Origin of the sequence: Bacteroides sp. AM44-19, from assembly GCF_003603395.1 — a bacterium.
GTDB lineage: Bacteria > Bacteroidota > Bacteroidia > Bacteroidales > Bacteroidaceae > Bacteroides > Bacteroides uniformis.
Genome location: NZ_QTNB01000013.1, coordinates 42,028 through 59,010, shown reverse-complemented (window position 1 = coordinate 59,010; position 16,983 = coordinate 42,028). Strand labels below are relative to the sequence as shown.

The 16,983-nt window shown below is 44.3% G+C and carries 11 protein-coding genes and 2 tRNA genes; 8 read left to right on the top strand and 5 right to left on the bottom strand.

Going from position 1 to position 16,983, the window contains the following annotated elements; translation table 11 throughout:
- Window positions 1-31: 31 nt before the first annotated feature.
- The 6 genes from DW947_RS16415 (at window position 32) to DW947_RS16390 (ending at window position 7,379) form a co-directional block, all read left to right on the top strand.
- Window positions 32-1,498 (top strand): sulfatase, encoded by a 1,467-nt coding sequence (locus tag DW947_RS16415; RefSeq protein WP_005831557.1) that lies wholly within the window; start codon window positions 32-34, stop codon window positions 1,496-1,498.
- 193 nt (window positions 1,499-1,691) lie between these two features.
- A complete protein-coding gene (ffh, locus tag DW947_RS16410; RefSeq protein WP_005831559.1) occupies window positions 1,692-3,014 on the top strand; it encodes a signal recognition particle protein in 1,323 nt (440 codons plus the stop codon).
- A gap of 11 nt (window positions 3,015-3,025) precedes the next feature.
- On the top strand, window positions 3,026-3,907 hold the full coding sequence (gene folD / locus DW947_RS16405; protein WP_005831560.1) for a bifunctional methylenetetrahydrofolate dehydrogenase/methenyltetrahydrofolate cyclohydrolase FolD: 882 nt from the start codon (window positions 3,026-3,028) through the stop codon (window positions 3,905-3,907).
- A 7-nt stretch (window positions 3,908-3,914) separates the two neighbouring features.
- Window positions 3,915-5,060 (top strand): CapA family protein, encoded by a 1,146-nt coding sequence (locus DW947_RS16400; protein WP_005831561.1) that lies wholly within the window; start codon window positions 3,915-3,917, stop codon window positions 5,058-5,060.
- Between the two features lie 90 nt (window positions 5,061-5,150).
- Window positions 5,151-5,224: transfer RNA gene (locus DW947_RS16395), tRNA-His, on the top strand.
- A gap of 460 nt (window positions 5,225-5,684) precedes the next feature.
- Window positions 5,685-7,379: a B12-binding domain-containing radical SAM protein gene (locus DW947_RS16390; RefSeq protein ID WP_005831566.1), complete on the top strand. Its 1,695-nt coding sequence runs from the start codon at window positions 5,685-5,687 to the stop codon at window positions 7,377-7,379.
- Between the two features lie 61 nt (window positions 7,380-7,440).
- Here the strand turns inward: DW947_RS16390 and DW947_RS16385 are convergent, their stop codons facing one another.
- Window positions 7,441-8,943 (bottom strand): glutamine synthetase family protein, encoded by a 1,503-nt coding sequence (locus DW947_RS16385; protein WP_005832480.1) that lies wholly within the window; start codon window positions 8,941-8,943, stop codon window positions 7,441-7,443.
- A 141-nt stretch (window positions 8,944-9,084) separates the two neighbouring features.
- Entirely contained in the window at window positions 9,085-10,086 is a 1,002-nt protein-coding gene (locus DW947_RS16380; RefSeq protein WP_005831570.1) for a beta-ketoacyl-ACP synthase III, read from the bottom strand.
- A gap of 306 nt (window positions 10,087-10,392) precedes the next feature.
- Between DW947_RS16380 and DW947_RS16375 the strand changes: the two genes are divergently transcribed.
- Window positions 10,393-12,306, top strand: a complete 1,914-nt coding sequence (locus DW947_RS16375; RefSeq protein WP_005831574.1) for an LruC domain-containing protein — start codon at window positions 10,393-10,395, stop codon at window positions 12,304-12,306.
- A 38-nt stretch (window positions 12,307-12,344) separates the two neighbouring features.
- Here the strand turns inward: DW947_RS16375 and DW947_RS16370 are convergent, their stop codons facing one another.
- The 3 genes from DW947_RS16370 to DW947_RS16360 form a co-directional block, all read right to left on the bottom strand.
- Window positions 12,345-12,977 carry a helix-turn-helix domain-containing protein gene (locus DW947_RS16370; protein WP_005831576.1) on the bottom strand — a complete coding sequence of 211 codons (633 nt, stop codon included), beginning with the start codon at window positions 12,975-12,977 and terminating at the stop codon, window positions 12,345-12,347.
- A gap of 41 nt (window positions 12,978-13,018) precedes the next feature.
- Window positions 13,019-13,894: a helix-turn-helix domain-containing protein gene (locus DW947_RS16365; protein WP_117963293.1), complete on the bottom strand. Its 876-nt coding sequence runs from the start codon at window positions 13,892-13,894 to the stop codon at window positions 13,019-13,021.
- 221 nt (window positions 13,895-14,115) lie between these two features.
- Window positions 14,116-14,200 (bottom strand) — tRNA-Ser (locus tag DW947_RS16360).
- Window positions 14,201-14,754: 554 nt separating this feature from the next.
- On the opposite strand from DW947_RS16360, the gene pflB reads away from it, so the two are divergent.
- Entirely contained in the window at window positions 14,755-16,983 is a 2,229-nt protein-coding gene (pflB, locus tag DW947_RS16355) for a formate C-acetyltransferase (protein WP_005832491.1), read from the top strand.

Here is a 16,983-nt window from a genome sequence, read left to right as displayed (position 1 = left end):
AATAACCTTGAACAAATAAAATCCAAATCTGATGAAAACGATTCACTCTTTTATGGGAATGGCATTGTGCAGCTTTCCGGTAATGGCACAGCAATCGCCCAATTTTCTTATTATCCAATGCGACCATCTGACCCAGCGGGTAGTAGGCGCATACGGTGCCGACCCCAGCTGCACTCCACCTATAGACCGAATTGCCTCCCAAGGTGTAACATTTGCCAACGCATACGTGGGATGCCCCCTCAGCCAACCGTCACGCGCTGCCTTATGGAGCGGACTGATGCCGCATCAAACCAATGTACGTTCCAACTCGGCCGAACACATCAATCCTCCGCTGCCCGACAGCATTCCGACCCTGGGAAGCCTCTTCACCGCCAACGGTTATGAGGCCGTCCACTTTGGCAAAACCCATGACATGGGTTCCCTAAGGGGATTCCGCCACAAGGAACCGGTTGCCAAGCCCTTCACCGACCCCGAATTTCCCGTCAACAATGACAGCTTTCTGGATGTAGGAACCTGCGAGGATGCCGTGGCCTATCTCAGCAATCCGCCGCAAGAACCTTTCATCTGCATAGCCGATTTCCAAAACCCGCACAATATCTGCGGATATGTAGGCGAAAATAAAGGGGAGCACATAGATAGCCCCATCAGTACCCCACTCCCGCTACTACCCGAAAACTTTGAAGTGGAAGACTGGGAAAAACTTCCGTTGCCCATTCAGTACATCTGCTGCAGCCACCGGAGGATGATGCAAGCCGCCCACTGGAACGAGGACAATTACCGGCACTACGTCGCCGCCTTCCAGCATTACACGCGGATAGTGGCCAGACAGATAGAGAGTGTACTGGAAGCCCTCTACTCCACTCCCGCCGGCAAAAATACAATTGTCATTGTACTGGCAGACCACGGAGACGGAATGGGGTCACACCGCATGGTAACCAAGCAGGTCAGCTTTTACGAAGAAATGACAAATGTGCCCTTCATCATAGCCGGTCCCGGTATTCATCCCCGTCAAAAACCGGTGGAAGATTTACTGACCCAACCCACTATCGACCTGCTGCCCACTCTCTGTGAACTGGCAGGCATTCCGGTGCCTTCCTCCAAGCCCGGCATCAGCCTTGCCCCTTTCCTGAAAGGCGAGAAGCAAAAGAGACAGCACCCCTATGCAGCCTCCGAATGGCACAGTGAATACGAAGTGACCGTCAGCCCGGGACGGATGATACGCAGTCCCAGATACAAATACACACACTATCTGGAAGGCAACGGGGAAGAACTGTATGATATGCTGAAGGATAAAGGAGAAAGACGAAACCTTGCCCATGACCCCAAATACTCAAAGATTCTGGCCGAGCACCGGGCACTGCTGGACGACTACATCCGCCGCACACAGGACGACTACCGAAGCCTGAAAGTTGAAGCCGACAAGAGATGGCGCAGCCACGCACCGGGATATCCCAACCACGAAGGACCCTGCGCCAGAGACATTATCAATAGAAAGTAAGCAAAAAGAACTAAAAAAAACAGAATAATATAGATGATTATCAGTGCCTTGACCGGCACTTCCATTCTTTTCGCCCATCCCGCTGCAAGTCTTCAATAATATTCTGCTTCAAAAGAAGGCAGTTAAAGGGATTTTTTGTACTTTTGCGCCTCAATAAGAGTAATTTGTAATTTAGTAATTGTAATTAGATACTATGTTCGATAATTTAAGCGAGAGACTTGAAAGGTCGTTTAAAATTTTGAAAGGTGAGGGCAAAATCACCGAAATCAATGTTGCGGAAACCCTGAAAGACGTACGTAAGGCACTTTTGGATGCCGACGTGAACTATAAGGTAGCCAAAAACTTCACCGATACCGTTAAGGAAAAAGCCTTGGGACAAAACGTGCTGACAGCCGTTAAGCCCAGCCAGCTGATGGTAAAAATCGTACACGATGAACTGACCCAGCTCATGGGCGGCGAGACTTCTGAAATAAACCTCGACTCCAAGCCTGCCATTATCCTAATGTCCGGTTTGCAAGGCTCCGGTAAAACAACTTTCTCCGGAAAGCTGGCCCGCATGCTGAAGAGCAAGAAGAACAAAAAGCCGTTATTGGTGGCTTGTGACGTGTACCGTCCTGCCGCTATCGAGCAGTTGCGTGTACTGGCTGAACAGATTGACGTACCGATGTACTCGGAACCGGACAGCAAAAATCCGGTAGCCATTGCCCAAAATGCCATCCAAGAAGCCAAAGCCAAAGGTTACGACCTTGTAATTGTCGATACAGCCGGTCGTCTGGCAGTGGATGAGGAGATGATGAACGAGATTGCCGCCATCAAGAAGGCCATCAATCCGGACGAGATTCTGTTCGTAGTGGATTCAATGACCGGTCAGGATGCAGTGAATACCGCTAAGGAATTCAACGAACGGCTCGACTTCAATGGTGTAGTATTGACCAAACTGGATGGTGATACCCGCGGTGGTGCCGCCCTTTCTATCCGTTCGGTGGTAAACAAGCCCATCAAGTTTGTAGGTACCGGTGAAAAGCTGGATGCCATCGACCAGTTCCATCCCTCACGTATGGCCGACCGTATTCTCGGTATGGGTGACATCGTATCTTTGGTGGAACGTGCGCAGGAACAATATGACGAGGAAGAAGCCAAACGCCTGCAAAAGAAGATTGCCAAGAACCAGTTCGACTTCAACGACTTCCTGAGCCAGATTGCACAAATCAAGAAAATGGGTAACTTGAAGGAACTTGCCTCCATGATACCGGGCGTAGGCAAAGCCATCAAGGATATAGACATTGACGACAATGCCTTCAAGAGCATTGAAGCCATCATCTACTCCATGACTCCGGAAGAACGCAGCAATCCGGCCATTCTGAACGGTTCACGCCGCCAGCGCATTGCCAAAGGTAGCGGTACGAATATTCAGGAAGTAAACCGCCTGCTGAAACAGTTTGACCAGACCCGCAAGATGATGAAGATGGTCACTGGCAGCAAGATGGGTAAGATGATGCCGAAACTTAAAAGATAAGATAACAGCCTATGACACTGATTGATGGAAAAGCAATTTCAGAGCAAGTAAAGCAAGAGATTGCAGCAGAAGTAGCCGAAATAGTGGCTCGTGGGGGTAAACGCCCGCATCTGGCCGCCATTCTTGTAGGACACGATGGAGGTAGCGAAACCTACGTTGCCGCCAAAGTAAAAGCATGCGAAGTTTGCGGATTCAAGTCCTCACTTATCCGTTACGAGGCAGACGTTACCGAAAAGGAACTGCTCGCCAAGGTACGCGAATTGAACGAGGATGCGGATGTGGACGGTTTCATCGTACAGCTTCCCTTGCCCAAGCATATCTCCGAGCAGAAAGTGATTGAAACCATCGACTACCGCAAGGATGTGGACGGCTTTCATCCCATCAACGTGGGACGGATGTCCATTGGCCTTCCCTGCTATGTATCCGCTACTCCCAACGGTATCCTCGAACTGCTGAAGCGCTATCAGATAGAGACTTCAGGCAAGAAATGCGTGGTATTGGGACGCAGTAACATTGTCGGCAAACCCATGGCTGCCCTGATGATGCAGAAGGCTTATCCCGGTGATGCCACAGTGACCGTATGCCACAGCCGCAGCAAAGACCTGGTAAAGGAATGCCAGGAAGCGGACATCATCATTGCTGCGTTGGGACAACCGAACTTTGTTAAGGCGGAAATGGTCAAGGAAGGCGCTGTCGTTATTGATGTAGGTACTACCCGTGTGCCCGATACCTCCAAGAAATCCGGGTTCAAGTTGACCGGTGATGTGAAATTCGACGAAGTAGCTCCCAAATGTTCATTCATTACCCCCGTACCGGGAGGCGTAGGTCCCATGACCATCGTTTCCCTTATGAAGAATACATTGCTCGCCGGCAAGAAAGCAATCTACCAATAACAAGGCGATGAAAACGCTCGCCGTCTTCATTGTTGTCCTACTGTATAGCGTAACCCTTTCCTCGCAGGAAAGGATTACGCTATTATTTGTCGGCGACCTGATGCAGCACCAGGCACAAATAGACGCTGCACATGTATCTGAAGGAAAATATGACTACTCCTCCTGCTTCTCCCTCATAAAAGAGCAAATATCCCAGGCAGACCTCGCCATAGGAAATCTGGAAGTCACATTGGGGGGCAGGCCCTATCGGGGCTATCCAATGTTCAGCGCCCCCGATGAATATCTTCAGGCCATAAAGGACGCCGGATTCGATATTTTACTGACAGCCAACAACCACTGTCTGGACCGTGGAAAAAAGGGAATGGAGCGTACCATACAATTGCTTGACTCCTCCGGTATTCGTTACGCAGGCACCTACAAGAATCTGTCGGAGCGCAGGCAACGCTATCCCCTGTTCATCAACAGAAACGGCTTTCGCATTGCCCTACTCAACTATACTTACGGCACCAATGGTATCAAGGCTACCTCTCCCAATATCGTAAACTATATTGATAAGAATACCATCCTGCAAGATATCCAAAGTGCCAAGGCACGCCAACCGGATGCCATTATTGCCTGCATGCATTGGGGAGAGGAATATCAGTCCCTTCCCAACCGTGAGCAACGCGAACTGGCCAACTGGTTGCTCCAACAAGGCGTAACACATATTATCGGTTCACACCCTCACGTCATTCAACCGATGGAACTACGTACCAACGGTACCGAACAGCACATCATAGTCTACTCCTTGGGAAACTTCATTTCCAATATGAGCAAGGCCAACACTGACGGCGGCCTTATCTTCACTTTGCAGTTGGAGAAACATCCTCTCCCCCAACCCATCCGTCCCTCTTACACCGGTCAGAGTCAGACGCCCCTGCCAGACTCCAATCCTCTGCCTTTTCCATACTGTCGTGTTTCCTATTGTGGATATAATCTGGTCTGGACCGGCCGGCCGGAACTTACTAAAGAAAAAAATTACATTCTTTATCCTGCCAGTTTTCCTACAGAACATTTAACGCCGGAAGCTCGTAAACACCTGGAAATCTTTGTCAAAAGCTCTCGAAAGCTGCTCCAGCAGCACAATATAGGTATCTACGAGAAGAAAAAATAATGCAGAAATCTCAAAAATTTTCGTCTCATTCTTTGCAATATTAAAGATTATCCCTATCTTTGCACCGCATTTAAGAAATGCACTAACATGGTGGCTGTAGTTCAGTTGGTTAGAGCGTCAGATTGTGGTTCTGAATGTCGTGGGTTCGAGTCCCATCTGCCACCCGCAAAGAAGAGGAAATTCGAAAGAATATTCCTCTTTTTTTGTTATTGTCCAAACAATCCCCCAAAGGGAGGCAACGTGGAATCAATGTAAAAAATTGTAGGGATACTCCTCACAGAGTATCCCTACATCATAGGAAGGAATCAATTACCTAAACCAGTCCTTGTACAAAAGAGTTTACTTTCTCAAAATGTTCAAAATAGCTGGAAACTTATTCCGATATTTTGCATTCTGTATCAATCACACTTAATAGTACTTCCTTCCTTACTTTATCAAGCCAGTGATAAGACAACCCGTTATCACCTTATAGAAATAAGAATACAAAAAGAATATTTCATCTTTCAAAAAACATTCTATACCAATAACTCTACTATTTTCGATTTCCGACATGCAAATATAACCCTTTTTGTTTATACGAAAAGCAAAATCAGTTATCTTTGCAAAGATGAAATTCAATCAAATATGAAAATTCTCTGGATAGACCTCAATAGCTCGTATGCACACTCTTCGTTGGCACTCCCTGCACTGCACGCACAAATAGCAAAGAACAATTCCGTAAAATGGGAAATCGTATCTGCCACCATCAATGAAAACGTAGGAATGATTGTCGACGAAATATACCGGCACCAACCCGACATCATTGCCGCAACGACATGGTTGTTCAACCACGAACAACTGTTGCACATCACAGCGAGATTAAAAGCATTGCTTCCCAATAGCTGCTTCATCTTGGGTGGACCTGAATTCTTAGGAAACAATGAAGACTTTCTGCATAAAAACCCTTTCATCGACTGTGTATTCAGGGGAGAGGGAGAAGAAGCATTCCCCCAATGGCTGTCTTGCTGGAACCAGCCGGAAAAATGGAACAGTATTCCGGGACTCTGCTATATGAATCCTCAAAAGCAATATATAGACAACGGCATAGCCCGTGTACTTAACTTTTCACGGCTCGTACCACCGGAAAACAGCTGTTTTTTCAACTGGAGCAAACCATTCGTACAACTGGAGACTACCCGAGGCTGTTTCAACACATGCGCATTCTGCGTCAGCGGTGAAGAAAAACCGGTGCGCACACTGTCCATTGAAAGTATCCGTGAACGCCTTCAAATTATCCACAGTCATGGAATAAAAAACGTACGCGTCCTCGACCGGACCTTTAATTATAATCCGCGCCGTGCTAAAGAATTACTGCAACTTTTCCTGGAATTCAACCCGGACATATGCTTTCACTTAGAAATACACCCTGCACTATTATCCGAAGAGCTGAAAAATGAATTGAAAAAGCTACCTAAAGGATTGCTCCATCTCGAGGCCGGTATTCAAAGCCTGCGCGAACCGGTCCTCCAGAAAAGCCGTCGGATGGGAAGCCTGGAGGACTCACTGCAAGGTCTTCGTTTCCTATGTTCCCTACCCAATATGGAAACACACGCCGACCTCATTGCCGGCTTGCCTCTATACCGCCTATCCGAAATATTTGAAGATGTGCGTACACTTGCCGGATACAATGCCGGCGAGATACAGCTTGAATCCCTGAAGTTACTTCCCGGCACAGAAATGAGAAGAAGAGCGGAAGAACTAGGCATCCGATATTCTCCTCTCCCCCCTTATGAAGTGCTTCAAACAAATGAAATCAGTGTCAACGAGCTTCAAACAGCCCGGCAACTGTCACGTCTTCTGGATGGATTCTATAACACAACTGCTTGGCAAGCCATCACCCGCAAGCTGATTCTGGATGACAACGACTTCCTACGTCGCTTTCTGGAATTTTTAATCGATAAAAATCTTATAGACCAGCCCATGAGCCTGGAAAAGCGAGGCCTCGTACTCTATGAATTCTGCAGTATGCATTATCCGGCCTATAAAATCATGGTCACCATTGCCTGGATAGAGGCAGGCATGTCATTAAAGAAAAAACCAGCAGAGAAAGTCAAGACCAAGCGCCAGATGCCACCGGAATATTGGGAAGTCATCTATGGAAACTACAAAGAAAGCCTCCGCTTATGTTTTCTACCCATTGACGACAATACCCAAAATGGTTATTGGTTCGGCTTCGAATCGGAAATACAAAAAGCAGAACCAGTATTCAAAGCCAAAGGAATAATGGAGAGGTATCAAAATACACAATCACCGCAGATTAACACAGATAAAAGTTCTTGATTATCAGAAATTCTATAGCAATCTGTGTAACCTGCGGCGAGTTATGCCCTCATTTCTTCTCCTATCCGCAGTGGAAATACTTCTCGACCAGTTTCAGCATCTCCTCCGGACTGTCTTGTATCTCTGCACGCAAGGTTCTATCCTCGTAAGAACGCAGTTTGGAAATAACCCCATCAACCATTGCAGGACTGAACACATGATATTGCTCAAAGACAGCACGCTGTCTTTCCAAACAATCGGCAGAAGCGGCACAACTGTCAGGAAGCTGTTCCAGTTGTTTCAACTTATCTTCATTTTCTTTCTTGTGGATATTTACATTGACATATGTTTTTTCTGCAATTCCTAAAGCATCGTCTATCTCAAATCCATAACGGCAAGCTACAGCAAGTCCGGCAATCAATTGATACAAATCGGCCGAACCGTCAGGCGAACGCATTTCCACCGTCTGTTTCTGTGTAGTATCATAATGACTTGGGGTCTCCAACGGATTTGCCAACATGCACATATCCGTTTTTGCCGACCAGCCCAACGGAACGCGTACCAATACCGAACGGTTGCGGTCGCCCCAGCAAATGTTGGTCGGTGCTTCCTGATGAGGAACCAGACGAAAATAGGAAGTAGGATTTGTATTACCGAAAGCTGTAATGGAAGAAGCCAGCTTCATCATGCCCGCAATGGCCTTACGGGCTGTTTCAGAAAGTGCCCCATCTTTCAGCATCTGGTTCTGCCCGTCCTTCATGATACGCATATGTATATGTAATCCGGAACCGGCTTTTCCTGCCGTGATTTTCGGTGCAAAAGTAATGTTATATCCATACTGGCTAGCCAGATTACGAATAACCCATTTTGCTATCACCAGTTGGTCAGCAGCCTCCTCGGCACGCACCGGCAGGAATTCTATTTCATTCTGCTCATAAATCTTATCGTCCAGCGTAAAATTACCGACTTCAGAATGCCCATACTTTATCTGTCCGCCTGCCTGCGCAATATATGACATACATTCCGTACGGAAATCATTGAACTTGGCATAAGGGGCCGATTCGTGATAACCACGCTGGTCGGTAGCCGGGAACAATCCGTCATTTTCAGAAATGACATAATATTCCAATTCTCCCATAGCCTGAAATTCCATCCCCGTAACCGTAGTGAATGCCTGACATGCCTTACGCAGGGTATATTCCGGAGAACTTTCCAGCGGTTCACCATCCTTATTGAAATAAGAACAGAGCATTGACAGTGTGGGCAATTCAGAAAAAGGGTCTATAAAAGCGGTCCGGAAACGCGGCACTACATACAAATCACTGCTACCGGCCTCTATAAACGGAAACAAGCTGGAACCATCTACGCGTTCACCACATGTAAGTATGGCATCAAGGTATGCTTCATTATTGATGACAAAGTTCAGTGTCTTCAGTCTCCCGTCTGCCGCAGGATACATGAAGTTCACCATACGAATGTCGTTCTCCTTTATATAGGAAACAATGTCTGCTTTCGTAAATTCGGAAGCCGGTTTTTGAAGGGCAGCCACCAATAGATTGGGGCTCATGGATAATTCCTGGTTCATAATACGCTGATTGTTTTTAGTTTTCTATATGGTTAACAAAACACATGCAATTTTCTGTCACAATAAAAAACTGCTGTTTCGCAAAGATACTAAAAGCTGTATCAGAAAAAAAACAAACAACCTAAATCTTATCAGTGAGCCTCAACCTTTTCCGTCGTATCCCCACTTCACGTAAATAGCTCCCCAGGCAAATCCTGCTCCGAATGCTGTAAAAATCAGTTTATCCCCCTTTTTAAGCTTATCCTCGAAATCCCATACACACAACGGAAGCGTGCCGGCACTTGTATTTCCATACCGTTCTATATTGACCATTACCTTTTCGGGAGATACTCCCAAGCGTTGCGAAACTGCAGTAATTATACGCATGTTTGCCTGATGGGGAATCACCCAGTCAATGTCCTCCTTCGTCAAGTGATTCCTCTCCATGACCGCCTCACAAGCATCCGCCATATTGGCCACAGCATATTTAAAGACTGTACGTCCTTCCTGATAAATATAATGCATCCGATTGTCCAGTGTATAGTAAGATGGAGCACATACGGAACCTCCTGCTTTGATATGTAAAAAGGGCAGACCTTTCCCGTCTGTTCTCAATACGGCATCCATTACTCCCATATCTTCCCGGGTGGGTTCCAGCATGAAAGCGGCAGCACCGTCACCAAAAATCGGACAAGTGGCACGATCGGTATAATCAATCACCGACGACATTTTATCAGCCCCTACTACAATGACCTTCTTGTATTTTCCCGAACGGATAAAATTGGCTCCAGTTTCCAATGCATACAAAAAGCCACTACAAACAGCCTGCATATCAAAAGCAAAAGCATTCTTAAGCTTTACTCTCTCACATAATATGGATGCTGTTGAAGGAAAATGATAATCGGCCGTTGTAGTGGCCACAATCACCAAATCAATATCATCAGGATTAGATTTTGTACGTTGCATTAATTGTTTTACAGCTTTACGGGCCATAAACGAAGTCCCCAATCCTTCTTCGTGCAAGATACGTCTTTCCTTTATACCGATACGCCCCATTATCCACTCATCTGTCGTATCTACCATTTTGGATATTTCTTCATTGGTCAGAATATAGTCAGGAACATACCCTCCCACTCCCGTAATTACTGCATTTATTTTCTCCATTAATTCTATCTAGTTTAGTATTGGAATCGGCTCAAAGATAATATTCTTAAAACGCCGAGCGCAAATATACTGAAAAGAGGGTAAAATCCAATAAAGGAAGAACAAAAAGACACTCCCGACAAACTATCACATGGATATACAAAAAAGATCAACTGTCCTTTTTCTATCATTCTTTTGTCAATTTTGTATCAATGAGTTTGAGCAATACAGACTAAATTTGCATAATAAAATGTATCGGGTATTTAAAGAGCAAGTAACTAATCAAAAATACATACAAATAAAATTAACATAACATTTTTATATCTTATGAAACAAAACCGCTTAATTAGCATTGGGGCTTTCATTTTAGTGCTTGCACTTTCAGGCCTTATGACAGGTTGTATGGAGAAAGACGTATACGACCCGAATCGTGAAAAAGAACCTCTTCCTGACCCGGATAAATATTTCGGCTTTGAGATGCGCAGTGATGTCCGGCTTTCTGTCAACTATGACATTTACGGGTTTACTCCTTTGATAGAAATTTACGGTGAAAATCCGATGGAAACAGTGGAAGGTACGCCGATAAAGAAAGAGGGTATAGAAGCCTTGTTCAAAACCTATACCGACAACAGCGGTAAGTATGAGGGAAAAATGCAGCTTCCTACCTATCTTAATAAAGTTTATTTATATACTGCGACATGGGGATTGCCGGGATGCATAGAACTTGAAATTAAAGACAATGCTGTCATTTTTGACATGTCGGCAAAATCAAATCCTAAAACAAAGTCTGTCACTCGCGCTTCGTCTGATGTACCTTATTTAGTAAACAAATCCCAAAATCTATACTCACTGTGCTATTGGGGAGAAGGAGGTCAGCTGAACAGCCAATATATGACAAAGGAAAAAAATATTGGTAATGAAAGTATTTTGGATTTGACAGACCGGATGAAAACATTCTTCAATAAAGGAGGACAAGACAATTCAAAATTACTTGGTAATGGAAAAACTATCAATATTTCGATAAAGGAGGACAACACCGCATTGAATCTCATTTTTCTCAATCGAAGTGCAAGTTATAACAATACTTTCGGATATTATTTTTATAAAACCGGAACGTCCGTCGATGTAGACCAAGTGAGGAAATACATTATATTCCCCAATGTGTCTTTTGACTGGTATGGCGGCCAAATATTGATTTTAGAATCCGGGAATAAAGTTCGTCTGCTTTACTTCGATGAAGACGGCCAAGCCCATGATACATTCCCAGCAGGATATACAGTAGGCTGGTTTCTTTATGCCGACGGTTTTAAGAACGGTTATGGAAATAATTTAGAAGATTATCTTAAATTGCCTGATTTATATAATCCATACAATTCAAATCTTCGCACTTCCAATCCCCAAAACAACATGTCGGCCTTTGTCTCTGTTAAAGACCAAAAAAGCGGCAAGACGATTCTTGGAGCAGAAGATGGTGTAAATCAAAGCTACTGTGACCTTTTATTTTATGTAGATGCTACTCCGGGAAGTTCTATTGACGATCCTGAAAGGCCGTCTATTCCCGATGAAGGTGATAAAGAAGAACCCAAACCCGATGAAGATGAAAATGTTACCGGCACACTGGCATTCGAAGATATTTGGCCTTCCGGTGGCGATTATGACATGAATGACGTAATTGTAGAATACGAACGCAAAGTCTATTTCGACAAAAAGAATATAGTAACGAAGATCGTTGACGAATTCACTCCGGTACATGATGGCGCTACATATGTTAACGCATTTGCCTATCAGATAGATGCAGCACAAATTGGCGATAAAATCACTTTGCCGGAAGGTGCAATATTGGAAAAAGAGACTTCGTCCATTATCGTAATGTCCAATGCCAAACAGAATATAGGCAATAAATATGTAGTCACCAGAGAATTCAACGGTTCTTTCCTAAAGAATCAGCTATTGTCCTATAATCCATACATCATCGTAAAATATTCACAAGGAGAACAGAATCGCACAGAGGTTCATCTGCCCAAACACAAAGCTACAGCTTATGCCAATCAGTCATTGATTGGCAGCAATGATGATGCTTACTATATCGACCGTAAAGGAGCATATCCATTTGCTATCGATATACCGATGCTAGGGTTTACCCCGGTAACAGAAAGGAACAGAATTGACAGCCAATATCCCGGTTTTGCTACATGGGCAAAATCAATGGGAAATGACTGTAAGGATTGGTATAAAAAATAACAGAACAAAAGACAATGAATCATGTGTGGAGTGCCCCCTTATTCGGACGCTCCACCTGTTTTTTTTTGAATTATTGCATATTGACTTGGAGAAATATTATATTCTGCCATGAAACACCTGGAAAAATAAGAAGGATTGGAATAGCCTACCATATACATTACTTCCGATACAGTGAATCTGCCTTGTAATAAAAGTGTAGCGGCTCTTATCATCCTAACACGCCGAATAAGGCTTACTGGAGTAACCCCCGTCAACTGTTTAATCTTTCGATACAACAGTTTTCGATTCATTCCCAACAGTTGACAGAGCATAGCAACATTAAACTCTGTATTTTCCATATGCTCTTCCAACACTGAAACAAGCTTGTTAAGCCAAATTCGTTTCAATTCCAGTTGTCTGTTTTCCAATGGTTTGCATGAATCCATTTTCTCCAATTTTAATATTCCTTCTAAGATCTGTTTGGCTTGTAGTGAGTCCATACCAACTTGATTTTGCAAAGCCTGCAGTTCATTTTTATCTGGTAAAGACACAATAATATTAATTAAGACTCCAGTATCATTTTCCTCACATCTTATGTCAACCTGGCCTTGATATAGATTAACAAATTTGGGAATTAAATGTAACCCCACAAGAGCGATTATTTCATCTATTATTTTAAGATATTCTTTCATATCTTTCTTGCCTTTTGGTATAAGTACAAATTATCCAAATATCAGACAAACATTCTCTCACGGTATTCTGACGGAGTAGTGCCTGTATGCTTACGAAAAAAACGTGTCATCGTAGAATTCGATTGAAAATTAGTTCGTGAAACCACTTCCTTTATTTCAAGATTGGAGTCTTTCAATAAGACTTTTATCTCAAGTATGGTATATTCCACAATCCACTCTTTAGCCGAACGACCAGTATTATCTGTTATTAACATTGTCAGATATTTAGGTGAGATACACATCTTATCTGCATAAAATGCCACATCACGACTTATAGTATGATACTCTATAACCAAATAAAAGAATTCAAAAACCTGCTTCTCTTTACGTACAAACTTCACGGAAGCCATAGCCTTGGGGTTACTCTTATAGCCCACATACAAGTCCCAATAATAAACCCTCAATAAATACATCACCGATTCCCTCCTAAGAAAGGCACAAGATAAATCTACACGGCATGACAATATATGACAGAAATGAACAAAGCGCTTATACTCTTCTTCACTGAGCGGAGAGCTATAATATTTCCTCATATAGAAAAAATAGTCAAGTGTAAGCCTACCCAGCCCATTAATGGTATCCATAAACAATTTCTTTGGTACTTTAAAGAAAATAACGGCAAAGTCTGTACTGATTTCGGTTATACTTGCCAACTGATAAGGAAAAATAGTTATCAAATCATTCTTCACAACCCTGCGTTTATTAGAAAACACATTAAAAAGAGCAGAGCCTCCGGTACAAACTCCATTTATCCCTTCTTCTAGATATGTCGGAATCCCGTCAAGAGGCAAATCAATTACCTTTGTATAAATATTGAACTCCTCTAAATCAAACACACCACTTGAAAAAGACCTATTATCTTTTGTAGCTTTTACCATATTTGTTTTAAATATTATGCTAAGTTACAAAAGAAAATCATTTTTAGATTATTTGTTCTAAAATTGCACATATATACTGAAGTTCAGTCAAAACTAAAGTATAAATTCTTATTCTATAAAGGGCTAAATAATATCCGATAGGGCAGAGATAATGGAATAAAAAAAGTCCCACAAATCGTTGAATTTATGAGACTTACCTATTCATTATCCAGTTAGTTCAGCGGAGAGACAGGGATTCGAACCCCGGGTGCCTCGCAGCACAACGGTTTTCAAGACCGCCGCAATCGACCACTCTGCCACCTCTCCAAAACTTCTTTTTCAGAAGTACTTTTCTTTTAAAGCGGTGCAAAGATACAAATCATTTTTTATTCTACAAACTTTTCTGCACAAAAACAGAGCAATTATACCAAAATTCTTGTTTATACCCACTACGGAACGAACATAACGGCATTTAGGCTATTTGTTGAAATTTATCAAGGGCAAGACAGAGTTTTATAACTTACTGGCTATCAGTATATTTACAAAGAGCCACATTCAGTATACGATTGAACCCTATTCAGTATACGACTGAATGGCATTCACTATACGACTGAATTAGGTTCAGAATACGACTGTTCCTTAAACCTACATCATTTGTAAATAATGCAGATTATTATTCGGTTCTTGTTTCAATTCATAAACCACATATAAAGAAAGTATTAACATCTCTACTCCCCCGGACATTCACTACCTAATAATAGTTATTTTATGCTGTTCAACATAAAAAGAGAAGTATCTCTTATAAAATTACGGAATTTATTCAGTATTTTTGCGCGCTCTAAAGGATAACATTATCTAACCTACTAACAAAAACAAATATTATGGAATTGAACAAAACCTTTACCAATGGGCTTTGGAATAAAGAAATCAATGTCAGTGATTTCGTCAGTAAAAACATCGCACCCTATACCGGGGATGCATCTTTCTTGCAGGGACCTACCGAACGTACCAAACGTATCTGGGACATCTGTCTGAAGGCTCTCGAAGAAGAAAGGAACAACAATGGCGTCCGTTCACTGGACAATACCACCGTATCTACCATCACTTCTCATAAAGCCGGGTATATTGATAAGGACAATGAACTTATTGTCGGTTTGCAGACTGATGAACTGTTGAAACGATCCATCAAACCTTTCGGAGGCATCAACGTGGTAGCAAAAGCATGCCGTGAAAACGGAGTGGAAGTGGACGATAAAGTAAAAGACATCTTCACCCATTACCGCAAAACACATAACGACGGCGTATTCGATGTATATACCGAAGAAATCCGTTCCTTCCGCTCACTGGGATTCCTTACCGGATTGCCCGACAACTATGCCCGCGGACGTATCATCGGCGACTACCGCCGATTGGCTCTCTACGGCATCGACCGTCTGATTGAAGCCAAGCAGGAGGACTTGCGCAACCTCACCGGCCCGATGACCGAAGCACGCATCCGTCTACGCGAAGAAGTGGCAGAACAAATCAAAGCTTTGAAGGACATCAAGGTTATGGGCGAATATTACGGACTCGACCTCAGCCATCCGGCTACATCAGCTCAAGAGGCCGTGCAATGGGTATACATGGCATATCTTGCTGCCATCAAAGAGCAGGACGGAGCAGCCATGTCACTGGGTAACGTATCTTCGTTCCTCGACATTTTCATCGAATACGATTTGGCTCACGGCAAGATTGACGAGACGTTTGCACAGGAACTGATAGACCAGTTCGTCATCAAACTACGTATGGTACGCCATCTGCGCATGCAGTCGTACAATGATATCTTTGCCGGCGACCCGACTTGGGTGACCGAAGCCATCGGCGGACGCTTCAACGACGGACGCGTGAAGGTCACCAAGACTTCTTTCCGCTTTTTGCAGACGCTATACAACCTCGGTCCTTCTCCGGAACCGAACTTGACCGTATTGTGGAGTCCCGAACTGCCGGAAGGCTTCAAGGATTTCTGCGCCAAAGTTTCTGTAGATACCAGCTCCATCCAGTACGAAAACGACAACCTGATGCGCGAAGTGCGCAACTGCGACGATTACGGCATTGCCTGCTGTGTATCCTACCAAGCCATCGGCAAGCAAATCCAGTTCTTCGGCGCACGTGCCAACCTTGCCAAGGCCCTGCTGCTTGCCATCAACGGTGGCCGTTGCGAAAACACCGGAACTGTCATGGTGAAAGGTATTCCCGTATTGACCGGCGAGACACTGAAGTTTGAGGAAGTTATGGCCAACTACAAGAAGGTACTGACTGAAATAGCCCGTGTCTACAACGAGGCCATGAATATCATCCACTACATGCATGATAAGTATTATTATGAGAAAGCCCAGATGGCATTCATCGATACCGACCCACGCATCAATCTGGCATACGGTGTTGCCGGCCTTTCCATCGCCATAGACTCACTGTCCGCCATCAAATATGCCAAAGTCACTGCACGCCGCAACGAAATCGGCCTGACCGAAGGTTTCGACACCGAAGGCTCATTCCCCTGCTTCGGCAATAATGACGACCGTGTGGACCACCTGGGAGTAGACCTCGTTTACTATTTCAGCGAAGAACTGAAAAAGCTGCCTGTCTACAAGAATGCCCGTCCCACCCTTTCCTTGCTGACTATCACCTCCAACGTGATGTACGGCAAGAAGACCGGTGCCACTCCGGACGGACGCGCCAAAGGTGTTGCCTTTGCTCCGGGTGCCAACCCAATGCACGGACGTGACAAGAACGGTGCCATCGCTTCCTTGAGCTCCGTAGCCAAATTGCGCTACCGCGACTCGCAGGACGGCATCAGCAATACGTTCTCCATTGTTCCCAAATCACTGGGCCCGACACCGGAAGAACGTGTAGAGAACCTGGTAACCATGATGGACGGCTACTTCACCAAAGGTGCCCACCATTTGAACGTAAACGTACTGAACCGCGAAATGCTGGAAGATGCCATGGAACATCCTGAAAAGTATCCGCAACTCACCATCCGCGTTTCCGGCTATGCCGTGAACTTCGTGAAGTTGAGCCGCGAGCATCAGTTGGAAGTCATCAGCCGTTCATTCCACGAAAGAATGTAA

Excerpts from the sequence above, each read along its gene's own strand:
- ffh (WP_005831559.1), top strand. The coding sequence starts at position 1,692 with ATGTTCGATAATTTAAGCGAGAGACTTGAAAGGTCGTTTAAAATTTTG.
- DW947_RS16415 (WP_005831557.1), top strand. The coding sequence starts at position 32 with ATGAAAACGATTCACTCTTTTATGGGAATGGCATTGTGCAGCTTTCCG.
- DW947_RS16385 (WP_005832480.1), bottom strand. The coding sequence starts at position 8,943 with ATGAACCAGGAATTATCCATGAGCCCCAATCTATTGGTGGCTGCCCTT.
- DW947_RS16390 (WP_005831566.1), top strand. The coding sequence starts at position 5,685 with ATGAAAATTCTCTGGATAGACCTCAATAGCTCGTATGCACACTCTTCG.
- DW947_RS16400 (WP_005831561.1), top strand. The coding sequence starts at position 3,915 with ATGAAAACGCTCGCCGTCTTCATTGTTGTCCTACTGTATAGCGTAACC.
- DW947_RS16365 (WP_117963293.1), bottom strand. The coding sequence starts at position 13,894 with ATGGTAAAAGCTACAAAAGATAATAGGTCTTTTTCAAGTGGTGTGTTT.
- DW947_RS16370 (WP_005831576.1), bottom strand. The coding sequence starts at position 12,977 with ATGAAAGAATATCTTAAAATAATAGATGAAATAATCGCTCTTGTGGGG.
- DW947_RS16375 (WP_005831574.1), top strand. The coding sequence starts at position 10,393 with ATGAAACAAAACCGCTTAATTAGCATTGGGGCTTTCATTTTAGTGCTT.
- DW947_RS16380 (WP_005831570.1), bottom strand. The coding sequence starts at position 10,086 with ATGGAGAAAATAAATGCAGTAATTACGGGAGTGGGAGGGTATGTTCCT.
- folD (WP_005831560.1), top strand. The coding sequence starts at position 3,026 with ATGACACTGATTGATGGAAAAGCAATTTCAGAGCAAGTAAAGCAAGAG.
- pflB (WP_005832491.1), top strand. The coding sequence starts at position 14,755 with ATGGAATTGAACAAAACCTTTACCAATGGGCTTTGGAATAAAGAAATC.